We start from the raw sequence: 21,519 nt of genomic DNA, 5'->3' as shown, positions 1-21,519 counted from the left end.
TGCGCGGTCAACTTCGCGGTTCGCGCTGGTGCCCGGGGTGGGATTCGAACCCACAAGGCCTTGCGGCCGGAAGATTTTAAGTCCCCTGCGTCTACCTGGTTTCGCCACCCGGGCCGATGGCGCGGCCCGGTGTCCCGGATGCGCACCCGGGTTCAACGCATGAAGGCGCGGGATGCGGCCGCGGCTGAATGCGCAGCGCTTGAGATGGTGCCCGGGGCGGGACTCGAACCCGCAATGGCCGCAAGGCCCAGGGAGTTTAAGTCCCCTGCGTCTACCGATTCCGCCACCCGGGCAGGCTGGACAGTCCGCCATGATGGCGGTTTCCGGCCTCAGGCGCTGCGGCGTAAACGCTCGTCGTCGGAATCTTCGCCGCCTTTGCCCTCGGCCCCGGGTGTGGACGGTCCGGTCGGACGCGTATCGGCGCGGGAGGGCATGGTGCGTCCCGCGATGCCCGCGGCGGTGGCGCGCGCGGTCGCCAGCGGCCGCTCGCCCGCTCCGTCCTGTCGGCCACGGACGCGCTCGGGCAGCGGCCCGAACACCGGCAGTGCGCGCAGTGCGCCAAAGAAGCGCAGCGTCGCCGCGCGGTTGCAGCTCAGCGCATACCAGCCCACGCACAGGGCGATGAAGGCGGCCAGGATCGCCATGTTCGGCACGTCCAGGCGCATCAGCTGCCCGGCCACCGCGCCGGTGCCGAAGCTGAAGAGCGTCAGCGTCACCGCCGCCTGGGTCGGGCCGAAGCCGGCGTCCTGCATGAAGTGGTGGATGTGGTCGCGCCCGGCGGAGAACGGCGAGCGGCCTTCGCGCGTGCGGCGCACGGTCAGTACCAGGCAGTCCATCACCGGGATCGGGATCAGCCACAGCGCGAGGACGGGGTTCACCGGGTGGCCGGAGTTCTGGGTCAGGCGGAACACCACCCAGGCCACCAGCAGTCCCAGCCAGGCGCTGCCGGCGTTGCCCATGAAGGTCTTCGCGCGCGGCTGCCAGGGGAAACGCATGTTGTAGAGCAGGAAGGCGCAGACGGCGCCGGCGATCACCAGCGAGATCCGCGCCAGCGACGGATTGCCCGCGTACACGGCGGCGGCCGCCAGCATCACCAGGCAGGCCGCGACCAGCGATCCGGCCAGGCCGTCGGCGCCGTCGACCATGTTGATGGCGTTGATGATGCCGACGGTGGCGAACACGGTGAACGGCACCGAGATCCAGCCCAGCTCGCCCATGCCGAACACGCCGCCGAGGTTGGCCACGCGCACGCCGGCGCCGTAGATCATGATCAGCGCGGCGACCACCTGGGCGAGCACGCGCCAGTACCAGCGCAGGTCATGGCGGTCGTCGTACAGGCCCACGCCCACCAGCAGCAGCGAGGCGGCCAGGAACGCGAGCATGGTCGAGGCGGCGTGCGCGGGCAGCAGCGGCAGCACCACCAGGCAGCCCACGACCATCGCCAGACCGCCGATGATCGGCGTCGGATGGGCGTGGTCCTTCCGGCCCTTGGGAAAATCGAGGAGGTTCAGGCGCGGCGCCAGCGGGTGCAGCAGCTTCAGCATGCCCCAGGCGATCACGGCGGCCAGCAGTGCGTAACCCAGTCCGATTTCCAGCACCCAATCCATCGCGACTCCATTCGCCGGTCTGCGCTGCCACGGCGCGCACCGCCCACCTGCACGCGAGAACCAGGCCAACTTGCCGACGGCCCGGCGCGACGGGGGCTTACATCGCGGCGATCGCACCCCAGCATGCCAATCCGTCGTGGAGGAACCGTGACAGCATCGACGGCAAGCCCTTCATGTTACGGCATTGCTGCGCCGCAGCATAGCCGTCCGGAACCCTGCGACCCCGGGCGCCACGAAGTGCCCCGCAGCGTCGCCTCGGTAGTAGTCGCGGTACCAGCGGACGAAGTTGGCCACGCCCTCTTCCACCCCCACCACCGGCCGATAGCCGACGTCCGCCACCAGCGCCGAGACGTCGGCCTCGGTGTCGGGCACGTCGCCGGCCTGCAGCGGCAGCATCTCCATCACCGCCTTCCTGCCCAGGCACTGCTCCAGCACCTCGATGTAGCGCAGCAGCTCCACCGGCTGCTCGTTGCCGATGTTGTAGATCCGGTACGGCGCCACGCCGCTGGAACCCGGATCGGGCGACTCGCCGCTCCAGGCCGGATCGGCGGTGGCCGGACGGTCCAGCGCGCGCACCACGCCTTCGACGATGTCGTCGACGTAGGTGAAGCTGCGACGGTGGTGACCGTGGTTGAACACCTTGATCGGTTCACCGGCCAGGATGGCCTTGGTGAACAGGAACAGCGCCATGTCCGGCCGGCCCCAGGGCCCGTACACGGTGAAGAAGCGCAGGCCCGTCGACGGCACGCCGTAGAGGTGCGCATACGAGTGCGCCATCATCTCGTTGGCCTTCTTGGTGGCCGCATACAGCGTCAGCGGATGCTCGGTGGCCTGGTGCTCGTTGAAGGGCATGGCGCGGTTGGCGCCGTACACCGAGCTGGTGGACGCGAACACCAGGTGTTCGACGCCGTGGTGGCGGCAGCCTTCCAGCACATGCAGCGTGCCGGTGACATTGCTCGACACGTAGACGTGCGGGTTCTCCGCCGCGTAGCGCACGCCCGCCTGCGCCGCCAGGTGCACGACGCGGTCCGGGCGGTGCGTCGCGAACACCTGCTCCACCGCCGCGCGGTCGGCAAGGTCGGCCTGCACGTGGGTGTAGCCGGGATGGTCCATGAAGCGCGCCAGCCGCGCCTTCTTCAGGTTGACGTCGTAGTAGTCGTTGAGGCTGTCGAAGCCGATGACCTCGTCCCCGCGCGCGAGCAGCTTGAGGGCGACGTGGCTGCCGATGAAGCCGGCGGTGCCGGTGACGAGGACTTTCATTGCGTGACTCCGGAAGACAGGGCGGCATGATACCGCCCCTGCCCCGGTTCCACCGGCCTCACGGCGTCAGCACCACCTTGCGGCAGTCGTCGTCCTGGGCGTTGAACATCTCGTAGCCCTTCGCGGCGTCGGCCAGCTTCATGCGGTGGGAGATGATCACCTCCGGCGCCAGCCGGCCCTCGCCGACCGCCTCCAGCAGTTCGGGCATGAAGCGCTGCACGTGGGTCTGCCCCATCTTGAACGTCAGGCCCTTGTCGAAGGCATCGCCGAACAGGAATCCGTGGATGAAGCCGGCATACACCCCCGGCACGCTCACCGTACCGCCGCGGCGCGTGGCCGCGATCGCCTGGCGGATGGCCTTGCCGCTGGAGCCTTCCAGCTTGAGGTTGGTCATCACCGTCTCGGTGACGCTGCCCTTGGCCTCGAAGCCCACGGCCTCGACTGTCGCGTCCACGCCGCGGCCGGCGGTCGCCTCCACGATCGCTCCTGCCGGGTCGTCCACCTGGTCGAAGTTGATCGGGATGATCCCGTAGGTCTTGCGCGCGAACTCCAGCCGGTGCGCGTTCTCGTCGACCATGAAGATGGTTTCGGCGCCAAGCATGCGCGCGCAGGCCGCAGCCATGAGGCCCACCGGTCCGGCGCCGAAGATCGCCAGCGACGATCCCGGCTCCACGCCGGCGTTGATGACCGCCTGGTAGCCGGTGGGCAGGATGTCGGAGAGGAACAACACCTGTTCGTCCGACAGCACGTCGGGCACCACCAGCGGGCCGACGTTGGCCTGCGGCACGCGCACCAGCTCGGCCTGGCCACCGGGCACGCCGCCGTACATCCGGCTGTAGCCGAACAGCGCCGCCGGCGGCTTGATCATCTTGGCGTTGAGGATGGCGCCACGGCCGGTGTTGGTGGTCTCGCAGGCGGCGTACTCGTTCAACAGGCAGTGGAAGCACTGGCCGCAGGCGATCACGAACGGGATCACCACGCGGTCGCCGCGCTTCACGCGCGTCACCGCCGGGCCCGCGTCCTCGACGATGCCCATGAACTCGTGGCCGAGGATGTCGCCATCCTCCATCGTCGGGATCTTGCCGCGGTAGATGTGCAGGTCCGAGCCGCAGATCGCGGTGGCGGTGACGCGCAGGATGATGTCGTCCGCCGCCACCAGGGCCGGATCGGGAACTGTCTCGACGCGCACGTCGCGCGCGCCCTGCCAGGTGAGTGCTCGCATTGGATGTCCTTGATCGCGCCCGCACGGGGCCGGGACGGACCATCCTCTGCGCGCCGGCGTGAGTCCGGCGTCAGGTAAGGTGCCCCTCCATGCCCACCGCCGTCATCTGGTTCCGCGACGACCTCCGCCTGCAGGACCATCCCGGCCTGCAGGCGGCCCATCGCGCCGGCTTCGCCCCGCTCCCGGTGTACATCCACGCGCCCCACGAGGAGGGCGAATGGGCGCCGGGCGCGGCCTCGAACGCCTGGCGGCACCGCTCGCTGGCCGCGCTCGACGCCGCGCTGCGTGCCCGCGGCTCGCGCCTGCACGTGTTCGCCGGTGACAGCCTGGCGACGCTCAAGGCCATCACCACCGCCACCGAGGCCGCGGCCGTGTACTGGAGCCGCTGCCATGAGCCCGCCGCGGCCCGGCGCGACGAGGCCGTTCGCCGCGCGCTGCGCGCCCGCGGCCTGCGCGCCGACGCCTGGAACGCGCACCTGCTGTTCGAACCCTGGCAGCTGGAGACGAAGGCCGGCGACCCTTTCCGCGTCTTCACCCCGTTCTGGAACGCCGCGCGCCGCGCCTGGTCGCCGCCGGCGCCCGTGCCCGCGCCCGACCTGCTGCCGACGTTCTCCCCCCTGCCCGGCGAGACGACGCTCGATGCCCTCGGCCTGGCGCCCGACATCCGCTGGGACGCCGGCTTCTGGGCGCACTGGACGCCAGGCGAAGCCGGCGCCGACGCCGCGCTGCAGGCCTTCATCGCCGACGGCCTCCACGACTACCCCCGCGGCCGCGACCATCCCGCCCGGCGCCTGACCTCGCGCCTGTCGCCGCACCTCCACTTCGGCGAGATCTCGCCCTGGCGCATCGTCCATGCACTGCAGGAGGCCGGCCCCGTCGAAGCGCGCGCGGCCTTCGTGCGCGAGCTCGCCTGGCGCGAGTTCGCCGTGCACGTGCTGCACCACTTCCCGCACACGCAGGACGCGAACTTCAACGCCCGCTTCGACGATTTCGCCTGGTCGGCGGTCGATCCCGCCCTGCTGCGCGCCTGGCAGCGCGGCCGCACCGGCGTGCCCATCGTCGATGCCGGCATGCGCGAGATGCAGGCCACCGGCTGGATGCACAACCGCGTGCGCATGGTGGTGGCCAGCTACCTGACCAAGCACCTGCGCCTGCACTGGCTGCACGGCGCGCGCTGGTTCTGGGACCAGCTGGTCGACGCCGACCTCGCCAACAACACCCAGGGCTGGCAGTGGGTGGCCGGCACCGGCGTCGACGCCGCGCCCTATTTCCGCATCTTCAACCCGGTGCTGCAGGCGCGGAAGTTCGATCCCGCGGGCGAGTACATCGCGTGCTGGGTGCCGGAGCTGCGCGAGCTGCCGTCCAAGGCCCGCCATGCGCCCTGGGAGGTCCCGACCGGCTCGCGGCCGACGGGCCTGTATCCCGCGCGCCCCATCGTCGACCTCGCCGAAGGCCGCGCCTCCGCGCTCGAGGCCCTGAAGCGCATCCGTGTGCCGGTGGCCGACCCGCTGGACTGACCGGCCGTTCACGGCGGCGGCGGGAAGGTGGGGGGCCCGCCCGCACGCAGGTGCCGCCGCATGAGCCTGGTCGAATACCGCCGCAAGCGCAGCTTCGACAAGACCCGCGAACCCGAGCCGGGCAAGCCGCTGCCGCGCGGCCAGCGCGCGATCTTCGTCGTCCAGCTGCACCACGCCAGCCGCCGCCACTACGACTTCCGGCTGCAGGTGGGCGACGCGCTCAAGAGCTGGGCGGTGCCCAAGGGCCCGAGCTACGACCCCGCCGTGAAGCGCATGGCGGTCGAGGTCGAGGACCACCCGGTCGACTACGCCGGCTTCGAAGGCGAGATCCCGAAGGGCGAGTACGGCGGCGGGCACGTCGCCCGCTTCGACCACGGCGTGTGGTCCACCGACGGCGATCCCGAGGCGCAGCTGGCGAAGGGGCATCTCCGCTTCGAACTCTTCGGCGACAAGCTCAAGGGCGGCTGGCACCTGGTGCGCTCGGGCAAGCCGGCGAAGCAGCCGCAGTGGCTGCTGTTCAAGGACAAGGATGCCTGGGCGGGCACGCTCGAAGCCGACGACCTGCTGGCCGACGTGACCGCGCCGCCGGCCGCCGACCTCAAGCGCGCCGGCGCCGGCAAGGCGGTCAGGAAAAAGCTGGCCACCGTGCCGGTGCGCAAGGGCCGTCGCAAGGACTGGGCGAAGAAGGCGCTCGCGCTCACCGGCGCGAAGAAGGCCAAGGCCCCCGACGGGCCCTTCGAGCCGCAGCTGGCCAAGCTCCACGAAAGCCCGCCCGAAGGCGAGCAGTGGCTGCACGAGATCAAATGGGACGGCTACCGAATCCTGGCCACGATCGCGAAGGGCGATGTGCGGCTGTGGTCGCGCAACGCGCTGGAGTGGACGGAGAAGCTGCCCGAGATCCGCGCCGCCATCGAATCCCTGCGGCTGGAATCCGGCGCCCTCGACGGCGAACTGATCGCCGGCGGCGGCACCAGGGACGACTTCAACATGCTGCAGGCCACGCTCTCCGGCGAGCGCCAGGGCAGCCTGGCCTACGCGCTGTTCGACCTGCTGCACATCGACGGCGTGGACGTCTCCGGCGCCCCGCTGGTGGAGCGAAAGGCACTGCTGCAGTCGCTGCTGGCCGGCGCCACCGGGCACCTCGCTTACAGCTCGCACACCGTGGGCGACGGCGAGGCCGCGTTCGAACTGGCGGGCCAGAACGATTTCGAGGGCATCATCTCCAAGCGCGCCGACCGCCCATACCATCCCGGCCGCAGCGACGATTGGCGCAAGACCAAGCAGCTGGCCAGCGACGAGTTCGCCGTCGTCGGCTACACCGCGCCCAAGGGCAGCCGCACCGGGTTCGGTTCGCTGCTGCTGGCGAAGCCCGATGCCGAGCACGGCTGGCGGTACGTCGGCCGCGTGGGCAGCGGCTTCAACGACAGGCTGATGGCCGAGGTCACCGCCAGGCTGCCGAAGCGCGGCGCCAGGCAGCCCACCGCCCACGTCGGCACCACCGACACCGACCTGCGCACGGCGACCTGGTTCGCGCCGAAGTTCGTGGTCGAAGTGTTCTTCCGCGGCATCGGGCGGCAGCAGCTGCTGCGGCAGCCGTCGCTGAAGGCGTTGCGGCGGGACAAGGACGTGGCGGACCTGGCGGACAGCGACCGCGGAACGACGGAGGAGAGGCCGATGGCCGCTAAGAAGGCTGCGAAGAAGGCGACGAAGACATCGGCGGCAGCGACGACGAAGAAGGCGACGAAGAAGGCCGCGAAATCGGCCTCCGCGAAAAATGCTTCGAAGGCGGCTGCGAAGAAGGCGGCGCCACGCGCGTCGAAAGCGCGCCCGGACCGCCAGCCCCCCGCCCTCTCCAGCCCCACCAAGATCCTCTACGCCGACATCCGCGCCACCAAGCAGGACGTCTGGAACTACTACACCGCGGTCATGGACCACCTGCTGCCCGAGGTGCAGGGTCGGCCGGTCTCGATCATCCGATGCCCGTCGGGCACCGACAAACCCTGCTTCTTCCAGAAGCACCTCACCGCGGGACTGGAACTGGTGTCCACGCAGCGCCTGAAGGAGGAAAGCGGCATCAACGCCGACTACCTGGTGATCGAGGACACCGCCGGCCTGCTGGAACTGGTGCAGTTCAACGCGCTGGAGTTCCACCCCTGGGGCGCCCACGCCGACACGCCTGACACCGCCGACCGCGTCATCTTCGACCTCGACCCCGGCCCCGGCGTGCCCTTCACCGAGGTCAAGGCCGCCGCCACCCACATCCGCCGCCTGCTGCTGCAGGCCGAACTCGAATCCTTCCTGCGCGTCTCCGGCGGCAAGGGCCTGCACGTCGTGGTGCCGCTCAATCCGGGCTGCGACTGGGACCTGACCAAGCGCTTCGCCCAGGGCTTCGCCCAGGCGCTGGCCGAGAGCGAGCCCGACCGCTTCGTCGCCACCGCCACCAAGGCCAAGCGCAACAAGCGCATCTTCGTCGACTACCTGCGCAACGGCCGCGGCGCCACCGCCGTGGCCTCGTACTCGCTGCGCGCCCGACCGCGCGCGCCGGTGGCGATGCCGATCGCCTGGAGCGCGCTGTCGAACCTCGAGCGCCCGGACCCGTACACCATCAAGGACGTTCCCGCGATGCTAAAACGCCGCCGCAAGGACCCCTGGGCCGACATCGACAAGCTCAAGCAGAACCTCGCCCGCTGGTCCTCCCCCTGACCTCCGCGCCGCCTCCCTGTAGGAGCAGCTAAAGCTGCGACCCCGGTCCCCCCCACCGCTATGATGGTCCGCCCCTCCCGCCGCCCGACCATCCATGGCCAAACTCAACCCCCTCCAGGAACAACTCCTGAAAGCCGGCCTGGCCAAGAAGTCCAAGGTCGCCGAAGTCGCCCGCCAGCAGACCAAGGCCCGCCAGGGCAAGGCCCCGCCGACCGACGCCGGGATCCAGCGCGAAGCCGAACGCGCCCGCCTCGACAAGATCGAACGCGACCGCGCCCTCGAGGCCGACCGCAAGGCCAGGGCCCGCGACGCCGAACTCCAGTCCCAGGCGCGGCAGATCATCCACGACAAGAAGGTGCCGCGCAGTGGCGAAAGCGAGTATCGCTTCAGCGCCGACGGCGCGATCCGGACGCTGCTGGTGAACGAAGACCTGCGGAAGAAGCTGTCGTCAGGCGCGCTGGTGATCGCGCGCCTCGGCGACCGATACGAACTGCTGCCGCGCGGCGCCGGCGACAAGGTGCGCGAGCGCGTGCCGGATTGGATCGTGCTGGATCATGGGCAGCCGGGCGAAGCGGCGCCGGCGGGCTCGTCCGAGGATGACGAGTACTACGCGCAGTTCAAGGTGCCGGACGACCTGATGTGGTGACGCAATCAAAACAGGCCGGGATTCCCGGCCTGTTTCCGTTACAGCATCCTGCGCGGATCAGAAATCAAACCGCACCTGCACCTGCGCCAGGTCCACGTCCACGTCATCCAGCTCGAAGCGGCTGTACTCGCCGCGGAGCGCGAAGGTGTCGTTGAAGCGGTACTGCAGCCCCAGGCCGTAGGTCGGGTCAGTGCCGTCGTCGGTCACGCGGCCAACCACGGGGGCGCCCAGCTCGGCGTCCCAGTCGTGGAAGCCGACCTTGGCGTAGCCCGAGAAGTTCTCGGTGAAGGGCAGCGTGCCCACGGCGGTCAGGGAGATGGTGTCGGCTTCGAAGCGGCCGAGGCCGCCGCGGCCGTCCACGTCGCCGAAGTCGGTGTAGGCCGCTTCCAGTCCGAAGTACGGGGTGAACTGGTAGCCACCGAAGCCCTGGAACGCGGTGTCTTCGTCGTCGGCAAAGGACTCGTCGACCATCGACTGGCCGACGCCGGCGCCGGCGTACCAGCCCACGGGCTCGGCGGCCTGGGCGCCGAAGGAGAGCGCGCCGAGGGCGGCGGCAAGGACGGTACCGGCGAGGAGGTTGGTCTTGTTCATTGCGTGGAACTCCTGGGTTGTTTGCGTCACGCCAACAAGGTGGAGTCCGCACTCTCGGAACAAAGTAGAGTTGTCGCCACTCATCGTTCCGCAGATGACCACAACGGACCGGAGTCCCGTACCGCCGCCGCTGGTGGCGTCAGGCGACCACCCCGCCCCCTCGCTTGCAGGCCGTCAACCCGGCGAGCGCGACCACCACCATTGCAATACAGATCGTCCTCGCCTGCATCGAGTGCTGCTCCCCCTTCCGGCACCCTGACGCAACGGATGCGCAGCGACGCCAAAGCGGCAGTCCCGCCAGTCCGGCTGCTGATCGCTGCCCCGTCGATCGCCACCACGCCCGGAGGCACCGGCTCAAGCGGCTTCGCGGTGCTCGTAATACGGCCGGTCCCGGTCATCCAGGATCGCGTGCATCGCCGAAAGGTTCCCCGCGTCCGGCGACAGCCACGCGTCCAGGTGCTCCGCCTTGATCGGCACGATGCACCGGTCATGCCCGGCGGCCGCCACTTCCGGCGGCGGCTCGTCGGTGATCGCGGCGAACGAGTACAGCTCGCTGCCATCGGCTTCAGTGGTGCGCGTCCACAGGCAGGCCGCGATCAGGTCGCGCCCGTCGCTGGGGCGGAACTCGAGGACCTGGTCCTGCCCGCCGCGGTCGACGTGCTCGTAGAAGGCGCCGGCCACCATCACCCCGTGGCCGTGGCCGAACACGCGGCCCCATGACTTCTCCAGGTTGTCCCGGCGGGCGTTGTAGGTGCCCGGGTACTTGCGCTCGATGGCCTCGGTCCAGTCCGGCAGGCGGCACTGGTAGCGCATCAGGCGGGCGACGTAACGGCCGGCCTCCTTGATCACCACCGGGCACCAGTAGCCGGGGTAGATGCGGCCGAGGCCCGGCTGCGCGGGAGGCGTGCGCAGTTCATCCAGGCGCCGGAGTGCAGCCTCCACCTTGTTGGTACCGATGCGGACGTCGTCGCGCGCCTTCTTCGTCTCGCGCACCTGCAGCGCCCGCTCGGCGTCGGCCACGCGCTTGCGCTGGGCGAAGACGAGCCGGGTGAGCTGGTCGATTTCGGCCTGGTCGGCGGCGCGGATGGCGGCGGCGACGGGCGCGGGCGCAAGCGCGAGGGCTTCGCGTTCGAGGGCGCGGGGCATCTTGCGGCGTTTCGCCGCGTCCTTGCCCTTCTTCGTCCAGAACTCTTCGACGTACCAGTCCGGGTCGATCCTGACGCCGAGGGTGCGTTCGAGTTTGCGGATTTCGGCGTGGACAAGGGCCGAGTAGCACATGCGGTCGCTCCTGCCGGGACGATTGATCCTCTCGCAACCAGTGCGGTGCGAAGGTGGAGAAAAGGGGCGACCTCGCGTCTTCGCGTCGCGCAGCCAACCCCAGCCTGCCGTCGTTCACAATACAGCCCCCACGAGCGCGCATCCGCATGGCCCACGACTCCCACGACCACGCCCCCGCACCCGACACCAACGCGCAGGCCGCCTTCGAGACCTTCATCGCCACCGTCGTCGGCGCCCTGGTGCGCGGCGTTCGGCCGCCCGAGCTGTTCGCCCTGGCCGACACGCTTGTGCCCGAGGTGGCCGCGGCCATGCCACCGCTGGCCGCACAGCCGATCCCCACGCAGCAGGCCGCTGCCCGCATGCTGGCGCGTGACATCGCCGCCCGCACGCCCCTGCCGGAGCGGCGGTTCGCCCAGCGCCCGCTGCCGGAGCCCGGCCGCAACGAGCCCTGCGACTGCGGCTCGGGCCGGAAGTACAAGCAGTGCTGCCAGTCGGCCCCGCGCACCCGGGCCCTGGAGGGCGTCAACCTGCTGCCCTGGGTGCTGGACGCCCTGCCCCGCGGCCGCTGGCGCGAGCTGGCCGGCAGCGCGATCGACCCCCTGGCCGTGGCCCATGCCGCCGCCACCTGGCGCGAGGCCGGCCGCCTGCGCGAGGCCGAAGCCCTGCTCGAACCCTGGTTCAGCGCCGGCGCCGCCCTGACGGTCGAGCACGAACCGCTGTTCGACCTGCTGCTCGATGTCTGGCTCGACCTCGGCCACCCGCGCAAGCGCAAGCGCCTGATCGAACACGCGCTGGCCCATGGCGACCGCGGCCTGCGCTCCGCGGCACACCAGCGCCTGGCCACCATCGCCGCCGATGCGGACGACCTCGACACCGCCTGGCGCCACTTCCGCGCCGCCCAGCGCGAGGCGCCCGACGCCCCCGCCCTGGCGCATCTCGAAGTCATCCTCTTGCTGTCGCAGGGCGACGAGGCGCGGGCCCGCGAGCGCGCGCGCTTCTGGGCCGCCCGCCTGCAGCGCATGGATGCCGATGGCCTGGCCGACCTGATCGGCCTGATGCAGCAGATCGCACGCGAAGGCGAAGCCGCCATGGCCCGGCTGCCGGGCGAGAGCGACACCCTGCTGGCCCTCGCCCACCTGCTCGACCACGCCCCGGCACCGGCCCTGCGCCACCGCGTCAGCGGGCCGGCCGCGGATGCGGTGGTGCTGGTGCCGGATCGGGCGCTGGCCGGCGCACTCGCCGACTGGACGCACAGCTTTCCCTCGTCCAGCCCCATGCTCACCGGCCTCAGCGTGGACGACGACCATCCCGCCTGGGACGAACCCCAGCCGTGGCTCGACCTGCTGCGCGCGCAGCCCGAGCTGTGGCACAGCTTCACCGTGATCGACGACCTGCTGCTGGCGCTCGCGTCCATCCACCGCGTCGGGCTGGAGCCGCTGCGCCAGGCGCTGGCCGGCCGCGGCGAGGCCCTGCTGCGCCTGCATGCCGAGGCCGCACCCGGGCGCGAGATCCCCTGGGCCTTCCACGACAACCGCCCGGCGCTGCGAATCCTCGCCCAGGCCATCGCCGCCGCGCCGGAACCGCCCGACGCCGCCGCGCTGGCCCGCATGGAGTGGATGCTGGCGCTCAACCCGCACGACAACCACGGCTACCGCAGCGCGCTCGCCGCCGCGTGGCTGCGCGACGGCGAACCCGCACGCGCGCTGGCCCTGATCGAGCGCTACCCGCACGACAGCTCGCTCGGCTACGCGCATGCGCTTGCGCTGCTGGCGCTCGGGCGCGAACCCGAGGCCCGCGCCGCGCTGGCCGACGCACTGGCGGCGCTGCCGCTGCTCGGACCGGCGCTGGCGGCCGCGCGGCTGCGCAAGCCCGCAATGCGCGATGGCTGGATCCAGCATGGCGGCGCGGACCATGCGTGGCTGCACCGGCAGGCGCTGCGACCGGCGTGGGCGCGTTACGAGGGGGCGCTGGGGTGGTTGGGGGAGAAGATCCGCCCTGAATGACGCGGTTCAGCGTTTTCCCGGCCGCTGCACGGGACTCCCGACCTCGCGGCCGCCATGCGCCATCGCAACACATGCGATGCCCATCAGAAGCCCCGCCATTCCACCCGCAAGGTTCAACAACACATCATCCACCCGCGGCGAACGCTCCGGCGTCAGCCCCTGGGCAACTTCCGCGGCAACCGCCAGCACCACCACCAGCGCCCACGCCTTCCAGCCGCGCAGGTCCGCGCGGCCCAGCCAGAGCATCAGCCCCAACCATACGAAGATGGCGAAGTGCAGCCAGTCCGAGAGCGTCCACGGGGTGTCGGCCACCATGCGGTTCAAGGTCCGCACCGCGTCCTTGCCGATGATGGCCGTCAGCTGCGAGCCCGGCAGGAACAGCATCGCCGAGGTCACCACTGCGGACAGGAACAGCACCACCCGCGCCAGCGGTCCGCTGCGCCACGCCAGCACGCCGCCTACCAGAAGGACCAGCGCAGCCAGGATCAGTTCTGAAGCGTCCATGGGCGGGCGTCGCGGTCAGAGCCGGTGGACGTACACGGTGGACGATTCGCCCTCGTGCACCTGCACGTCGCCCGCGGGCTCGGCGCCCATGCGCTGGTAGAAGCGGTGCGCCGGCGCCAGGGCGGCGCCCACGATGATGCGGAAGGCGGGCTCGCCGTGCCGACGGAATTCCTCCGCCAGCCTGCCGTACAACACGTCCGCCACGGCCTTGCCCCGCCACTCCGGCGATACGGCCAGGCTCAAAAGCTCCGCCTCCGGCACGCCATCCGGCAGCCCGCCGTCGCCGGAGTAGCGCACGATCTCGAGAATCCTGCGCACCTTGGCCGGCCGCAGCAGCGCCGGCAGCAGGGCCAGGCCCAGCCGCACCGGCCTGCGCAACATGCGCCGGTAGATCGGCCCCATGCCGGCACCGCCGGTGATGAATCCGGCCACGCGGCCGTCACGTTCCTCGGTGAGCAGGAAGGTGCCCTCGGCCTGGTCGATCGCCTCGTACATCTGCACCAGGAACCCTTCACCCAGCGTGGCCAGGAAGCCCTGGTCGAGGCAGCGCACGTGCAGCCGCGCCACCTCACGGTAGCGTTCGCGCGGCGTCATTCGGTGGCGGCGGCGGTGGCCGGCAGCGGCGCCGTGGCCGGTGCGCCGACCGCACCACCCGCCGCCACGAGCTCCGGCGGCGGCATGGGGAGGCCGCGGAACACGCGCCAGAACACGGTCGAGCCGGGCACCAGCACCACCCACGCCGTCAGCACGATGCACTTCAGGTACGTGCCCAGGCCCTGGTTGGCGACGTACCACTCTTCCAGCGCGCCCTTGTACGGCATGATCACCTCGTCGTAGAAGCGCTCCGGCTCCGCGCTGGCATGCATCAGCTCTTCCTCGTCGCGGAAGACGATCGAGCCGACGCCGGACAGGCCCGGACGCACCTTGATGATCTCGGCCTGCGACCGGGCCGGGAAGGCGTCGAAACAGCGCTGCGTCTGCGGGCGCGGGCCCACGATGCTCATTTCGCCCTTGAAGATGTTGAGCAGTTGCGGCAGCTCGTTGATCTTGGTTTTGCGCAGGAAGCGGCCGATCGGCAGCACGCGCGGGTCGTTCTTCACCGTCACCGTGCCCGTGCCAAGGCTCGGGCTGTTCTTCAGCATGGTGGCGAACTTGTACAGGCCGAACGTGCCGCCGCCCTGGCCGATGCGCTGCTGAACGTAGAACACCTCGCCCTCGCCGGTCAGGCGCAGGATGATGGCGATGGGCACCAGGAGCGGCGACAGGACCAGCAGCGCCAGCCCAGAGAAAACGATATCTAGCAAACGCTGCATGTCACATCCTGTTGTCGAGGTACTTGCCCGTTTCCTTGTGGGCGAAGTCGGGAATCATGTGGTTGAAGAGCTCCACGATCTCGGGCTTGTCCCAGGTCGTGCCTGCGCGGATGGCGCCGATCGTGGAAAGGAAATGCTCCAGGCGCCCTTCGTCGAACGCCGGCTGGTTGAGGATCACGCCGATGTTCTCGAAGCGCTCCATGTCCAGCGTCTCGGCATCGGTGAAGAACTCCTCGAAGTCCTTCTCGCCCGTGGTGTCGCTGGCGAAGAAGTAGACCGGCCACTTCTTGGCCGCGATCAGCTCGGCCGCGCGGTCGCGAGCCTCGTCCTCGCTGGCGCACTCGTGGGGCTCGAACCCGAGCGACTCCAGGAAGCGCACCGCGATGTCGGAGAACCGGGTCAGGTCCAGCTCCTCGCTCAGCTTCGGGAAGAAGATGTCCCGGTTGCCGCCCAGCAGGCACGAACTCAGGCAGAGTTCCCCGGATTCCTGCGGCGTCACGAAGTAGCGCCTCACGTCGTTGGGCGCCGAGATCGGCTGGCGCTTGGCGAAGCGCTGGTTGAACCCGTGCAGCAGCGAGCCGTCGGAGAAGGCGACGTTGGCGAAGCGCGCCGTCGAGATCGGCAGTTCCAGGCTCGCGCGCATCAGGAACATCTCCATGATCCGCTTGCTGGCACCCATCATGTTGACCGGGTTGGCCGCCTTGTCGGTGGACACGCAGAAGTACTTGCGCGCCCCGCCCGCCTGCGCCTGGGCGATGGTGCTGATGGTGTTGAGCACGTTCACCTCGATCAGCCGCATCAGGGTGAACGGGTCCTTCTCGCTGCGCACGTGCTTGAGCGCGGAGAGGTTGAGCACGTAGTCGTAGCCCTGCCCGGCCGCCATCAGCGCGGCAAACTCGCGGCTGCCGCAGTCGATGGCGAAAGTGCGGAAGTCGCCGTCGATGTAGCCCAGCGTGCTGCGGATGTCGCGCACCAGCTCGACCATGTTGTTTTCGCTGATGTCGACCACGTGCAGCGCCTGCGGCTTGCGCTTGAAGATCTCGCGCGTGACCGCCTGGCCGATGGAGCCGGCACCGCCGATCACCAGGAAGCGGCTGGATTGCACCAGACCGGAGAGCTCGGCCTCGTGGCGCTGGATGTCGGTGTCGAAGAGCGGCGCGGTGCGGCCGATCAGGTCAAGGATGTTCATGGCGTCCGTTTCTGTTCAAGTCTTCCGTCGGGGTCGTACACGTCCAGCTCGGCCGCGGGCCTCAGTGAGCTGCCATACACGACCAGATTGATTCCCCCCGCCCTTGCCTGCGACGGAAACATGATTCCGTCCAGGCCCGCGGCCACCACGTCGTCCGCCATGTACCAGGTGGGCGGCTCCACCGAGCGCCCGAACCACTCGGCTCGCCAATCCACATCGAAGTCGGCCCACACCGCAGCCCACTGCGCCGGGTCGAAACCTGCGCTGAAGTCGGCGACCCGCAAGCCATCCGCAAGAAGGTGCAGATGGTGCCCGGGGGCAACCATGGGTTGTCCTGCCGGTACTCATCGAGCGCCGTCGGCTCGTCCAGCGAGAGATACAGCGCCTCCTGTCCAGGCCGGTTGAAACGGCCTCCCTGCCGCGCTGCGCCCATTCCGGAGAGCGGCGTGTTCGCAAACGCAGGCACGATGACCCGGTACCAGGCGGGATGCAGCCCCCTGTCCAGTACCAGCTTGATCATCCCGCGCTGCCGCCGGCGAGGGACTCCAGATAGGCGACCACCGCATCCGTGCGCCCTTCCTGCACGAGCGTCTCGGCAGTCTTGTATCCGAACGCCTTTAGCGGCTCATTGCGAAGAAGAAAGACCGCCCGTCCTTCGTCGCCGGTCATGGCCGTGGCGACAGCCAGCACGCGGATCATGTCCTGCAGGTACTTCTGCAGCTGGGCTGCGTGCGGCCGGGCCGTGGGCGTATTGCGATGCACATGCGCCCGCTCGGCCAGTTCCTGGACGCGCAGGCCGAACAACTCCCCGACCTTGCCAGGGGACAGGAACGGCGTATCGGGTTCGCGGAAGCGCTCGGTCAAAGGTGTTTCAAGCACTGCGTTCATCGCCACCTCCGGCACCACGCATTCTCAACGCAGCAATTATGCACTTTTACTGCATCCCCCGCAAATGCCATCTCAGCCAGCCCGCAAGCGCCCGAACTCGCTCTCCGGCACGCTGGACGGCAGGTTCACCACCCGCGCCTCCAGCCAGCGGGAGTTCTCCAGCCCGTCATGCTGGCAGTGCTGGAACATCGGCAGCCGCGACATCAGGCGCCAGATCGGGCGGGTCATCACGTCGCGGCTGTTGGTGTATTCCAGCAGCGCGTCGCGGTCGGCCTCGGAGTCCAGCACGATGGCGTTGAGCCACCAGTTGGCCGTGGTGCCGGGCAGCGGCTCCACGAAGCGGACATCCGTGCCCGCGAAGAACTTGCGATAGCGCGCGGCCACCTCGGCCTTGATCTCCAGCATCCTAGGCAGCAGCTCCATCTGCGCGCAGCCCAGCGCGGCGTTGAGGTTGGGCAGCCGGTAGTTGTAGCCCACCTCGTCGTGCACGAACTCGTAGGGGTGCGGGATCTTGGCGGTAGTGGTCAGGTGCTTGGCACGTTTGGCCAGCGCCTCATCGTTGGTGATGATCATGCCGCCGCCGCCGGTGGTGATCACCTTGTTGCCGTTGAAGCTGAGCGTGGCCAGGCGGCCGAAGGTGCCGGTGTGGCGTTCGCCAACCCAGCTGCCCAGGGATTCGGCGGCGTCCTCGACCACGGCAATGCCGTACTCGTCGCAGATCGCCACGATCTCCTCGATGCGCAGCGGAATACCAAAGGTATGCATGGGCACGCATGCGGAAATGCGTCGGCCGGTGCTGCGGTTCCGGGCCTGGCCGTCGCGCAGCTCGGCGTGCTCGGACAGCCAGCGGCGCAGCGCTTTCGGGCCAAGACCCAGCGTGTCGAGATCCACATCCACGAACACGGGATGGGCGCCGACGTAGCTGAGCGCGTTGCAGGTGGCGATGAAGGTCAGCGCCTGGGTGATGACCTCGTCGTCGCGCTGGACGCCGGCCAGCTGCAGGGCGACGTGGAGGGCGGCGGTGCCGTTGACGGTGGCGATGGCGTACTTCGCGCCGGTGAAAGCTGCGATGTGCTGCTCGAACTCGATGACCTTCGCGCCCACGGAGGAGACGAAGTTGGAGTCGATGCAGTCGATCAGGTACTGGCGTTCGTTGCCTTCGAAGACGGGGCGGTGAAGGGGGATGAAACCATCGCCGTGCGTCGAGCGCACCAGATCCACCACGGCCTGGAACTGTGTTGCCTGCTGCGTCACGCCTGCGCCTCCCCTTCCGTCGCGGCTCTGGTGATGCCCATCTCCCGCAACATCACCGCGTTGACCTTGTGCACGTCGTACTTGTCCTCTGCAATCTGCCTTGACCGCCGCCCCATGCGCTGGGCGAGCGCGGGATCCTCGATGAACTTCAGCATGGCTTCCACCAGCGCATCCACCGACTGCACCGGGACCAGGAAACCATTGTCGCCGTCGATGACCGTCTCGCGACAACCCGGGGCATCGGTGGTGATGATGGGGCGGCCCATGGCCATGGCTTCCAGGACCGTGCGCGGGGTGCCTTCGCGGTAGGACGGCAGTACGTAGACCGTACTGGCTGCGATGGCCGGGCGTACGTCGTCCAGCTTGCCTAGGAACTCGAGGGTGCCATCAGCGACCCATGCATCCAGTTCGGACTGGGCGATGGCGTCGGGGTTGCTGTCGATCCAGCCCACGGCGTGGAATCGAACCTCGGGGTGCAAGGCCTTGACCTGCCGCGCCGCCTTGGCGAACTCGCGCACACCCTTATCGCCCAGTAGGCGGCCGATCAACAGGAAGACGATGGGACTGCCCGGCAGCGGGGCGACCCGAAACGCCGCCACGTCCACGCCAGAGCCGTTGACGACCACCGAGGGGATCCCCACCGGTGCGATCCCCAGCTCCCGAAACAGTCGCTCGTCGTCGGGATTCTGAAAGAACATCTTGTGGGTGCGGCCTAGTGCGAATCGGTACAGGCCGCTGACCACCCTCTTGACGATGCCCTGTCGATCTCCTGTGAACGCGAAACCAAGTCCTGTCACCAACGCAAAGCGCTTGGGCACGCTGGCCATCCACGCCGCGATGGTGCCGTAAATCACTGGCTTGATCGTGTAGGGCAGCACCACAGTGGGCCGCAACTCACGCATCAGCGCGCGGAGCGCCAGAACAAGCCCGATGTCCACAACTGGATTTGTCCCAGTGCGGCTCAGTGGAATGTCATGTAAGGCAACGCCTATCGACCTGAGTGCTTCGCGCAGCCCAGTTACGGTATCGACGGCCGGAGCCGCAATGTGCACTTCCCAGCCGGACGCCACCATCGCCTCCAACAGAGGACCTCGGAACTTGAGGATGGAATCCGGATAGCTCGCGACAACCAAGGCCCGATTGATCCCGATGGAGTCCTGTTGCATCAGCCCACCCGCGACGCGATGCTGTTCTTCACAAAGCGAAACTTGCCGCTTGCCTCGCGTGGGATTTCATCGACCTGTTCGAATCGAATGCGCATCCCCTGCCCGGTCCGCTGTCGTAGCGCCGCCAGGAACCGGTCCGCTTGGTTCGTATCAAACCGCCTGTCTCCTACCACCCGGACTGTGATCTCATCCTCGACATCCTGCACGACCTGAAAACTGAGGATCCCATCCACATCCTTTGTGCAGTTGCTCAGGTTGCCAAGATTGATGCGCCCCGTTTCGTGCGAGTAGACGAAGTCGCTTGTCCGACCGTCAATCCAATCCACGAGAGGGAAATTCCAACCACAACCACAAGTGTCATCATGCGCAGCAAGCCGCAACCGGTCGCCAACCCGGTAACGCACAAGCGGCGTACCGTGCGTGGTAAACGAAGTCACCACCATCTCGCCCTCGCGTGCGGCGTCGCCGTTACCGTCCAGCACCTCAAAAACACCCGTCAATGGATGAATATGCAGGCGGCCTTTCGCGCACTCCAGGATGAAGGGCGCCCCTTCCGACGAAGCATACTGATCGACCAGCCGACAGCCGAACACCTCGCCGATGACCTCGCGATGGACGGGCAGAACAGTCTCCGCAGTTGGAAACATGGCTTCAACCTTCCAGTCGGCCACGAGGCCACGCTCGCGCGCAACCATTGCGATGTCGAGAACGCTGGACGGGAAGCCCACGATGAAGCGAGGTCGGAACGCTTGAAGCGCATCCCAGTAGCTATCGAAGTTGCGCCGATTGATCAGAAACGTCGAAAAGAACCGAATACTGTTGCGTCGATCGTCACGATAGCATCGCCCCCTATCAACATCGCGCTGCGTGGCAAGTGATTTTCCACTGAACCACGCCACCTTCTCACCTAAACGGTACCCGTGCGACTCCCGGAAATGATCAAGCAGCGCGAACCGCTCCTGCATGTCTTCATGCGTGTAGATCACCTTCATTGAAGCGCCAGTCGTGCCTCCGGTCAGGCTGACCACGCCTTCCTGCTCCGTGATTGTTGAGATTCGAGGGAGTTCCTGGAGCAAGCTGACCTTCTCAAGAAGCGGAAACTCAGACAGCCCACCCGCTGAAATCTTCGAATACCAAGGCGAGCGTTCCCGTACATAAGCCAGGAACTCTTCCAGCCGCTTACTGGACTCGGCGGCCAGTTCAGCCGCCGCAGAAAGCTCCCATTCCGAAAAGTACGCTCGCATCTCACCGTACCGGCCTGCATGCCGCTGGCGATAGAGTCGAGAGTTGTACCAGCCGATAGCTGCATCCTGAATCCAGTACGGCGCATACCTGAGGACGGCATCCTTGATGCGGCTCACGCTCTTCCCTCGACGATCTCCATGATCAATCTGGACTGGGAGCTGGCGGAGGGCTCGGAAACACTGGATGACTCAGCCTGCGCGGACTGGTAAAGCCAATCAGACACCTTCCCCGCCAGCGCCGACGTATCACGCTCAGAATCCACTGCGTGGTACAGGTCTGGGCTGAATGTACGCATGAAGCCCAGGGCATCAGCATCACCCGGGCCGAAGTACAGGACTGGACGCCCCACTCCAAGCAGGTCATAAGTCTTCAGCGGAATACCGCATCGGTGTATCTCACCGCTTCCAAGCAAAAGCAGGTTCACGTGGCTTCTCGCTGCAAGATCAAGCGCCTTCTTCTTGGACAACTCGCCGCAGTGCTCGATACAGAACCGATCACCGGAAGGTTCCGCAAGCAAATCGTCGAGCGCTTCCCTGGTGGCAATTCTCAAGCGAACGCCCTTCATATCGTTCGGCAGCAACTTCGAGGCACGGCGCAAGAGTTCAATCGCGGGGCGATAGGGCCGGTCGCCGCCATACAGCGCTCCAGCGTAGGTCACGTCAATCCAGCCCGTCGCCTCAACGCGCCCCGATACCCTTGCCTTGTGCGCATCCTCGGAGATTCCGTTGTAGACCAGGTTCGCATTGATCGAAGTCCTGCGGTCAATCATGCGTGCCACGCCCGGTGTCACGGTCGTGACAGTACGTGCGCGCGTAAGTACCCTGCGGGTCAGCCATGGCATCGGACGCGAGTTGATTCCATCCACGGCGTCTCGGAGGTCAACGTGCAACTCTGCCCCCGTGAGAACGCTGGCGGCCCACGCAAGCCCCAGGTTGGACACCAGAGGCGCTGTTGACCAGATCACCGGCCGCACTCCGGCACGCTTGTCGGCGCGGGCGGCAGCAACCAACGTCGGAAGCGCACGCAGTGCCCATGGCAATCCTTTGTCCACCTGCACAACCCCAGCAACAGCGCGGACAGCCACTCCAGCCAACCGCAAAGAGCGCCCTGCGGAGCTCTTGCTTCCGGCTCGT

19 protein-coding genes, 2 tRNA genes and 1 pseudogene are annotated in these 21,519 nt (G+C 68.3%); 4 read left to right on the top strand and 18 right to left on the bottom strand.

Annotated features, from left to right (window positions below):
• Positions 1 to 26: 26 nt before the first annotated feature.
• The 5 genes from IE168_RS03765 to IE168_RS03745 all read right to left on the bottom strand — a co-directional run bounded on the left by IE168_RS03765 (position 27) and on the right by IE168_RS03745 (position 4,089).
• A tRNA-Leu gene (locus tag IE168_RS03765) sits at positions 27 to 114 on the bottom strand.
• A 91-nt stretch (positions 115 to 205) separates the two neighbouring features.
• Positions 206 to 293: transfer RNA gene (locus IE168_RS03760), tRNA-Leu, on the bottom strand.
• Between the two features lie 36 nt (positions 294 to 329).
• On the bottom strand, positions 330 to 1,607 hold the full coding sequence (locus tag IE168_RS03755) for an MraY family glycosyltransferase (RefSeq protein WP_189495405.1): 1,278 nt from the start codon (positions 1,605 to 1,607) through the stop codon (positions 330 to 332).
• 171 nt (positions 1,608 to 1,778) lie between these two features.
• The gene (locus tag IE168_RS03750; protein WP_189495403.1) at positions 1,779 to 2,867 is read right to left on the bottom strand and encodes an NAD-dependent epimerase; all 1,089 of its coding nucleotides are present in this window, start codon (positions 2,865 to 2,867) and stop codon (positions 1,779 to 1,781) included.
• Positions 2,868 to 2,925: 58 nt separating this feature from the next.
• Positions 2,926 to 4,089: a zinc-dependent alcohol dehydrogenase gene (locus tag IE168_RS03745; protein WP_189495401.1), complete on the bottom strand. Its 1,164-nt coding sequence runs from the start codon at positions 4,087 to 4,089 to the stop codon at positions 2,926 to 2,928.
• Between the two features lie 89 nt (positions 4,090 to 4,178).
• Here IE168_RS03745 and IE168_RS03740 point away from each other — a divergent pair, with 89 nt between their 5' ends.
• The 3 genes from IE168_RS03740 to IE168_RS03730 all read left to right on the top strand — a co-directional run bounded on the left by IE168_RS03740 (position 4,179) and on the right by IE168_RS03730 (position 8,955).
• On the top strand, positions 4,179 to 5,606 hold the full coding sequence (locus tag IE168_RS03740) for a cryptochrome/photolyase family protein (protein ID WP_189495399.1): 1,428 nt from the start codon (positions 4,179 to 4,181) through the stop codon (positions 5,604 to 5,606).
• Positions 5,607 to 5,666: 60 nt separating this feature from the next.
• Positions 5,667 to 8,309 (top strand): DNA ligase D, encoded by a 2,643-nt coding sequence (ligD, locus tag IE168_RS03735; RefSeq protein WP_189495397.1) that lies wholly within the window; start codon positions 5,667 to 5,669, stop codon positions 8,307 to 8,309.
• A 94-nt stretch (positions 8,310 to 8,403) separates the two neighbouring features.
• Positions 8,404 to 8,955 (top strand): DUF2058 domain-containing protein, encoded by a 552-nt coding sequence (locus IE168_RS03730; RefSeq protein ID WP_189495395.1) that lies wholly within the window; start codon positions 8,404 to 8,406, stop codon positions 8,953 to 8,955.
• A 57-nt stretch (positions 8,956 to 9,012) separates the two neighbouring features.
• Here IE168_RS03730 and IE168_RS03725 read toward each other — a convergent pair whose 3' ends face one another.
• Positions 9,013 to 9,546, bottom strand: a complete 534-nt coding sequence (locus tag IE168_RS03725; RefSeq protein WP_189495393.1) for an outer membrane beta-barrel protein — start codon at positions 9,544 to 9,546, stop codon at positions 9,013 to 9,015.
• Between the two features lie 354 nt (positions 9,547 to 9,900).
• Positions 9,901 to 10,824: an SOS response-associated peptidase family protein gene (locus IE168_RS03720; protein WP_189495391.1), complete on the bottom strand. Its 924-nt coding sequence runs from the start codon at positions 10,822 to 10,824 to the stop codon at positions 9,901 to 9,903.
• 146 nt (positions 10,825 to 10,970) lie between these two features.
• Between IE168_RS03720 and IE168_RS03715 the strand changes: the two genes are divergently transcribed.
• Positions 10,971 to 12,827, top strand: coding sequence for an SEC-C metal-binding domain-containing protein (locus IE168_RS03715; protein ID WP_189495389.1), 1,857 nt, complete (start codon positions 10,971 to 10,973; stop codon positions 12,825 to 12,827).
• A gap of 6 nt (positions 12,828 to 12,833) precedes the next feature.
• Here IE168_RS03715 and IE168_RS03710 read toward each other — a convergent pair whose 3' ends face one another.
• The 11 genes and pseudogenes from IE168_RS03710 to IE168_RS03665 form a co-directional block, all read right to left on the bottom strand.
• Positions 12,834 to 13,331 carry a VanZ family protein gene (locus IE168_RS03710; protein ID WP_189495388.1) on the bottom strand — a complete coding sequence of 166 codons (498 nt, stop codon included), beginning with the start codon at positions 13,329 to 13,331 and terminating at the stop codon, positions 12,834 to 12,836.
• 15 nt (positions 13,332 to 13,346) lie between these two features.
• Complete coding sequence (locus IE168_RS03705) at positions 13,347 to 13,925, bottom strand: GNAT family N-acetyltransferase (RefSeq protein WP_189495385.1); 579 nt, start codon at positions 13,923 to 13,925, stop codon at positions 13,347 to 13,349.
• Entirely contained in the window at positions 13,922 to 14,644 is a 723-nt protein-coding gene (locus IE168_RS03700; protein ID WP_189495383.1) for a sugar transferase, read from the bottom strand. The genes IE168_RS03705 and IE168_RS03700 overlap by 4 nt, the downstream gene beginning before the upstream one ends.
• A gap of 1 nt (position 14,645) precedes the next feature.
• Positions 14,646 to 15,833, bottom strand: coding sequence for a UDP-N-acetylglucosamine 4,6-dehydratase (locus IE168_RS03695; RefSeq protein ID WP_189495381.1), 1,188 nt, complete (start codon positions 15,831 to 15,833; stop codon positions 14,646 to 14,648).
• The gene (locus tag IE168_RS14495; RefSeq protein ID WP_229823082.1) at positions 15,830 to 16,159 is read right to left on the bottom strand and encodes an RES domain-containing protein; all 330 of its coding nucleotides are present in this window, start codon (positions 16,157 to 16,159) and stop codon (positions 15,830 to 15,832) included. The genes IE168_RS03695 and IE168_RS14495 overlap by 4 nt, the downstream gene beginning before the upstream one ends.
• Before the next feature lie 53 nt (positions 16,160 to 16,212).
• Positions 16,213 to 16,266 (bottom strand): annotated as a pseudogene (locus IE168_RS14805) (hypothetical protein); the annotation flags it as partial.
• An 83-nt stretch (positions 16,267 to 16,349) separates the two neighbouring features.
• Positions 16,350 to 16,721 (bottom strand): antitoxin Xre/MbcA/ParS toxin-binding domain-containing protein, encoded by a 372-nt coding sequence (locus IE168_RS03685; protein WP_189495379.1) that lies wholly within the window; start codon positions 16,719 to 16,721, stop codon positions 16,350 to 16,352.
• Positions 16,722 to 16,793: 72 nt separating this feature from the next.
• On the bottom strand, positions 16,794 to 17,975 hold the full coding sequence (locus IE168_RS03680; RefSeq protein WP_189495376.1) for a LegC family aminotransferase: 1,182 nt from the start codon (positions 17,973 to 17,975) through the stop codon (positions 16,794 to 16,796).
• On the bottom strand, positions 17,972 to 19,141 hold the full coding sequence (locus IE168_RS03675; protein ID WP_189495374.1) for a glycosyltransferase family 4 protein: 1,170 nt from the start codon (positions 19,139 to 19,141) through the stop codon (positions 17,972 to 17,974). Before IE168_RS03675 ends, IE168_RS03680 begins: the two co-directional genes overlap by 4 nt.
• A complete protein-coding gene (locus IE168_RS03670; RefSeq protein ID WP_229823080.1) occupies positions 19,141 to 20,502 on the bottom strand; it encodes a phenylacetate--CoA ligase family protein in 1,362 nt (453 codons plus the stop codon). Before IE168_RS03670 ends, IE168_RS03675 begins: the two co-directional genes overlap by 1 nt.
• The gene (locus IE168_RS03665) at positions 20,499 to 21,155 is read right to left on the bottom strand and encodes a glycosyltransferase family protein (protein ID WP_189495372.1); all 657 of its coding nucleotides are present in this window, start codon (positions 21,153 to 21,155) and stop codon (positions 20,499 to 20,501) included. The genes IE168_RS03670 and IE168_RS03665 overlap by 4 nt, the downstream gene beginning before the upstream one ends.
• Positions 21,156 to 21,519 lie beyond the last annotated feature (364 nt).

It is taken from the genome of Luteimonas padinae (assembly GCF_014652935.1).
In the GTDB taxonomy this organism is placed as follows: Bacteria; Pseudomonadota; Gammaproteobacteria; order Xanthomonadales; family Xanthomonadaceae; genus Luteimonas; species Luteimonas padinae.
The sequence above is the reverse complement of the archived record's forward strand: the minus strand, read 5'-3'. Positions and strand labels throughout refer to the sequence as shown.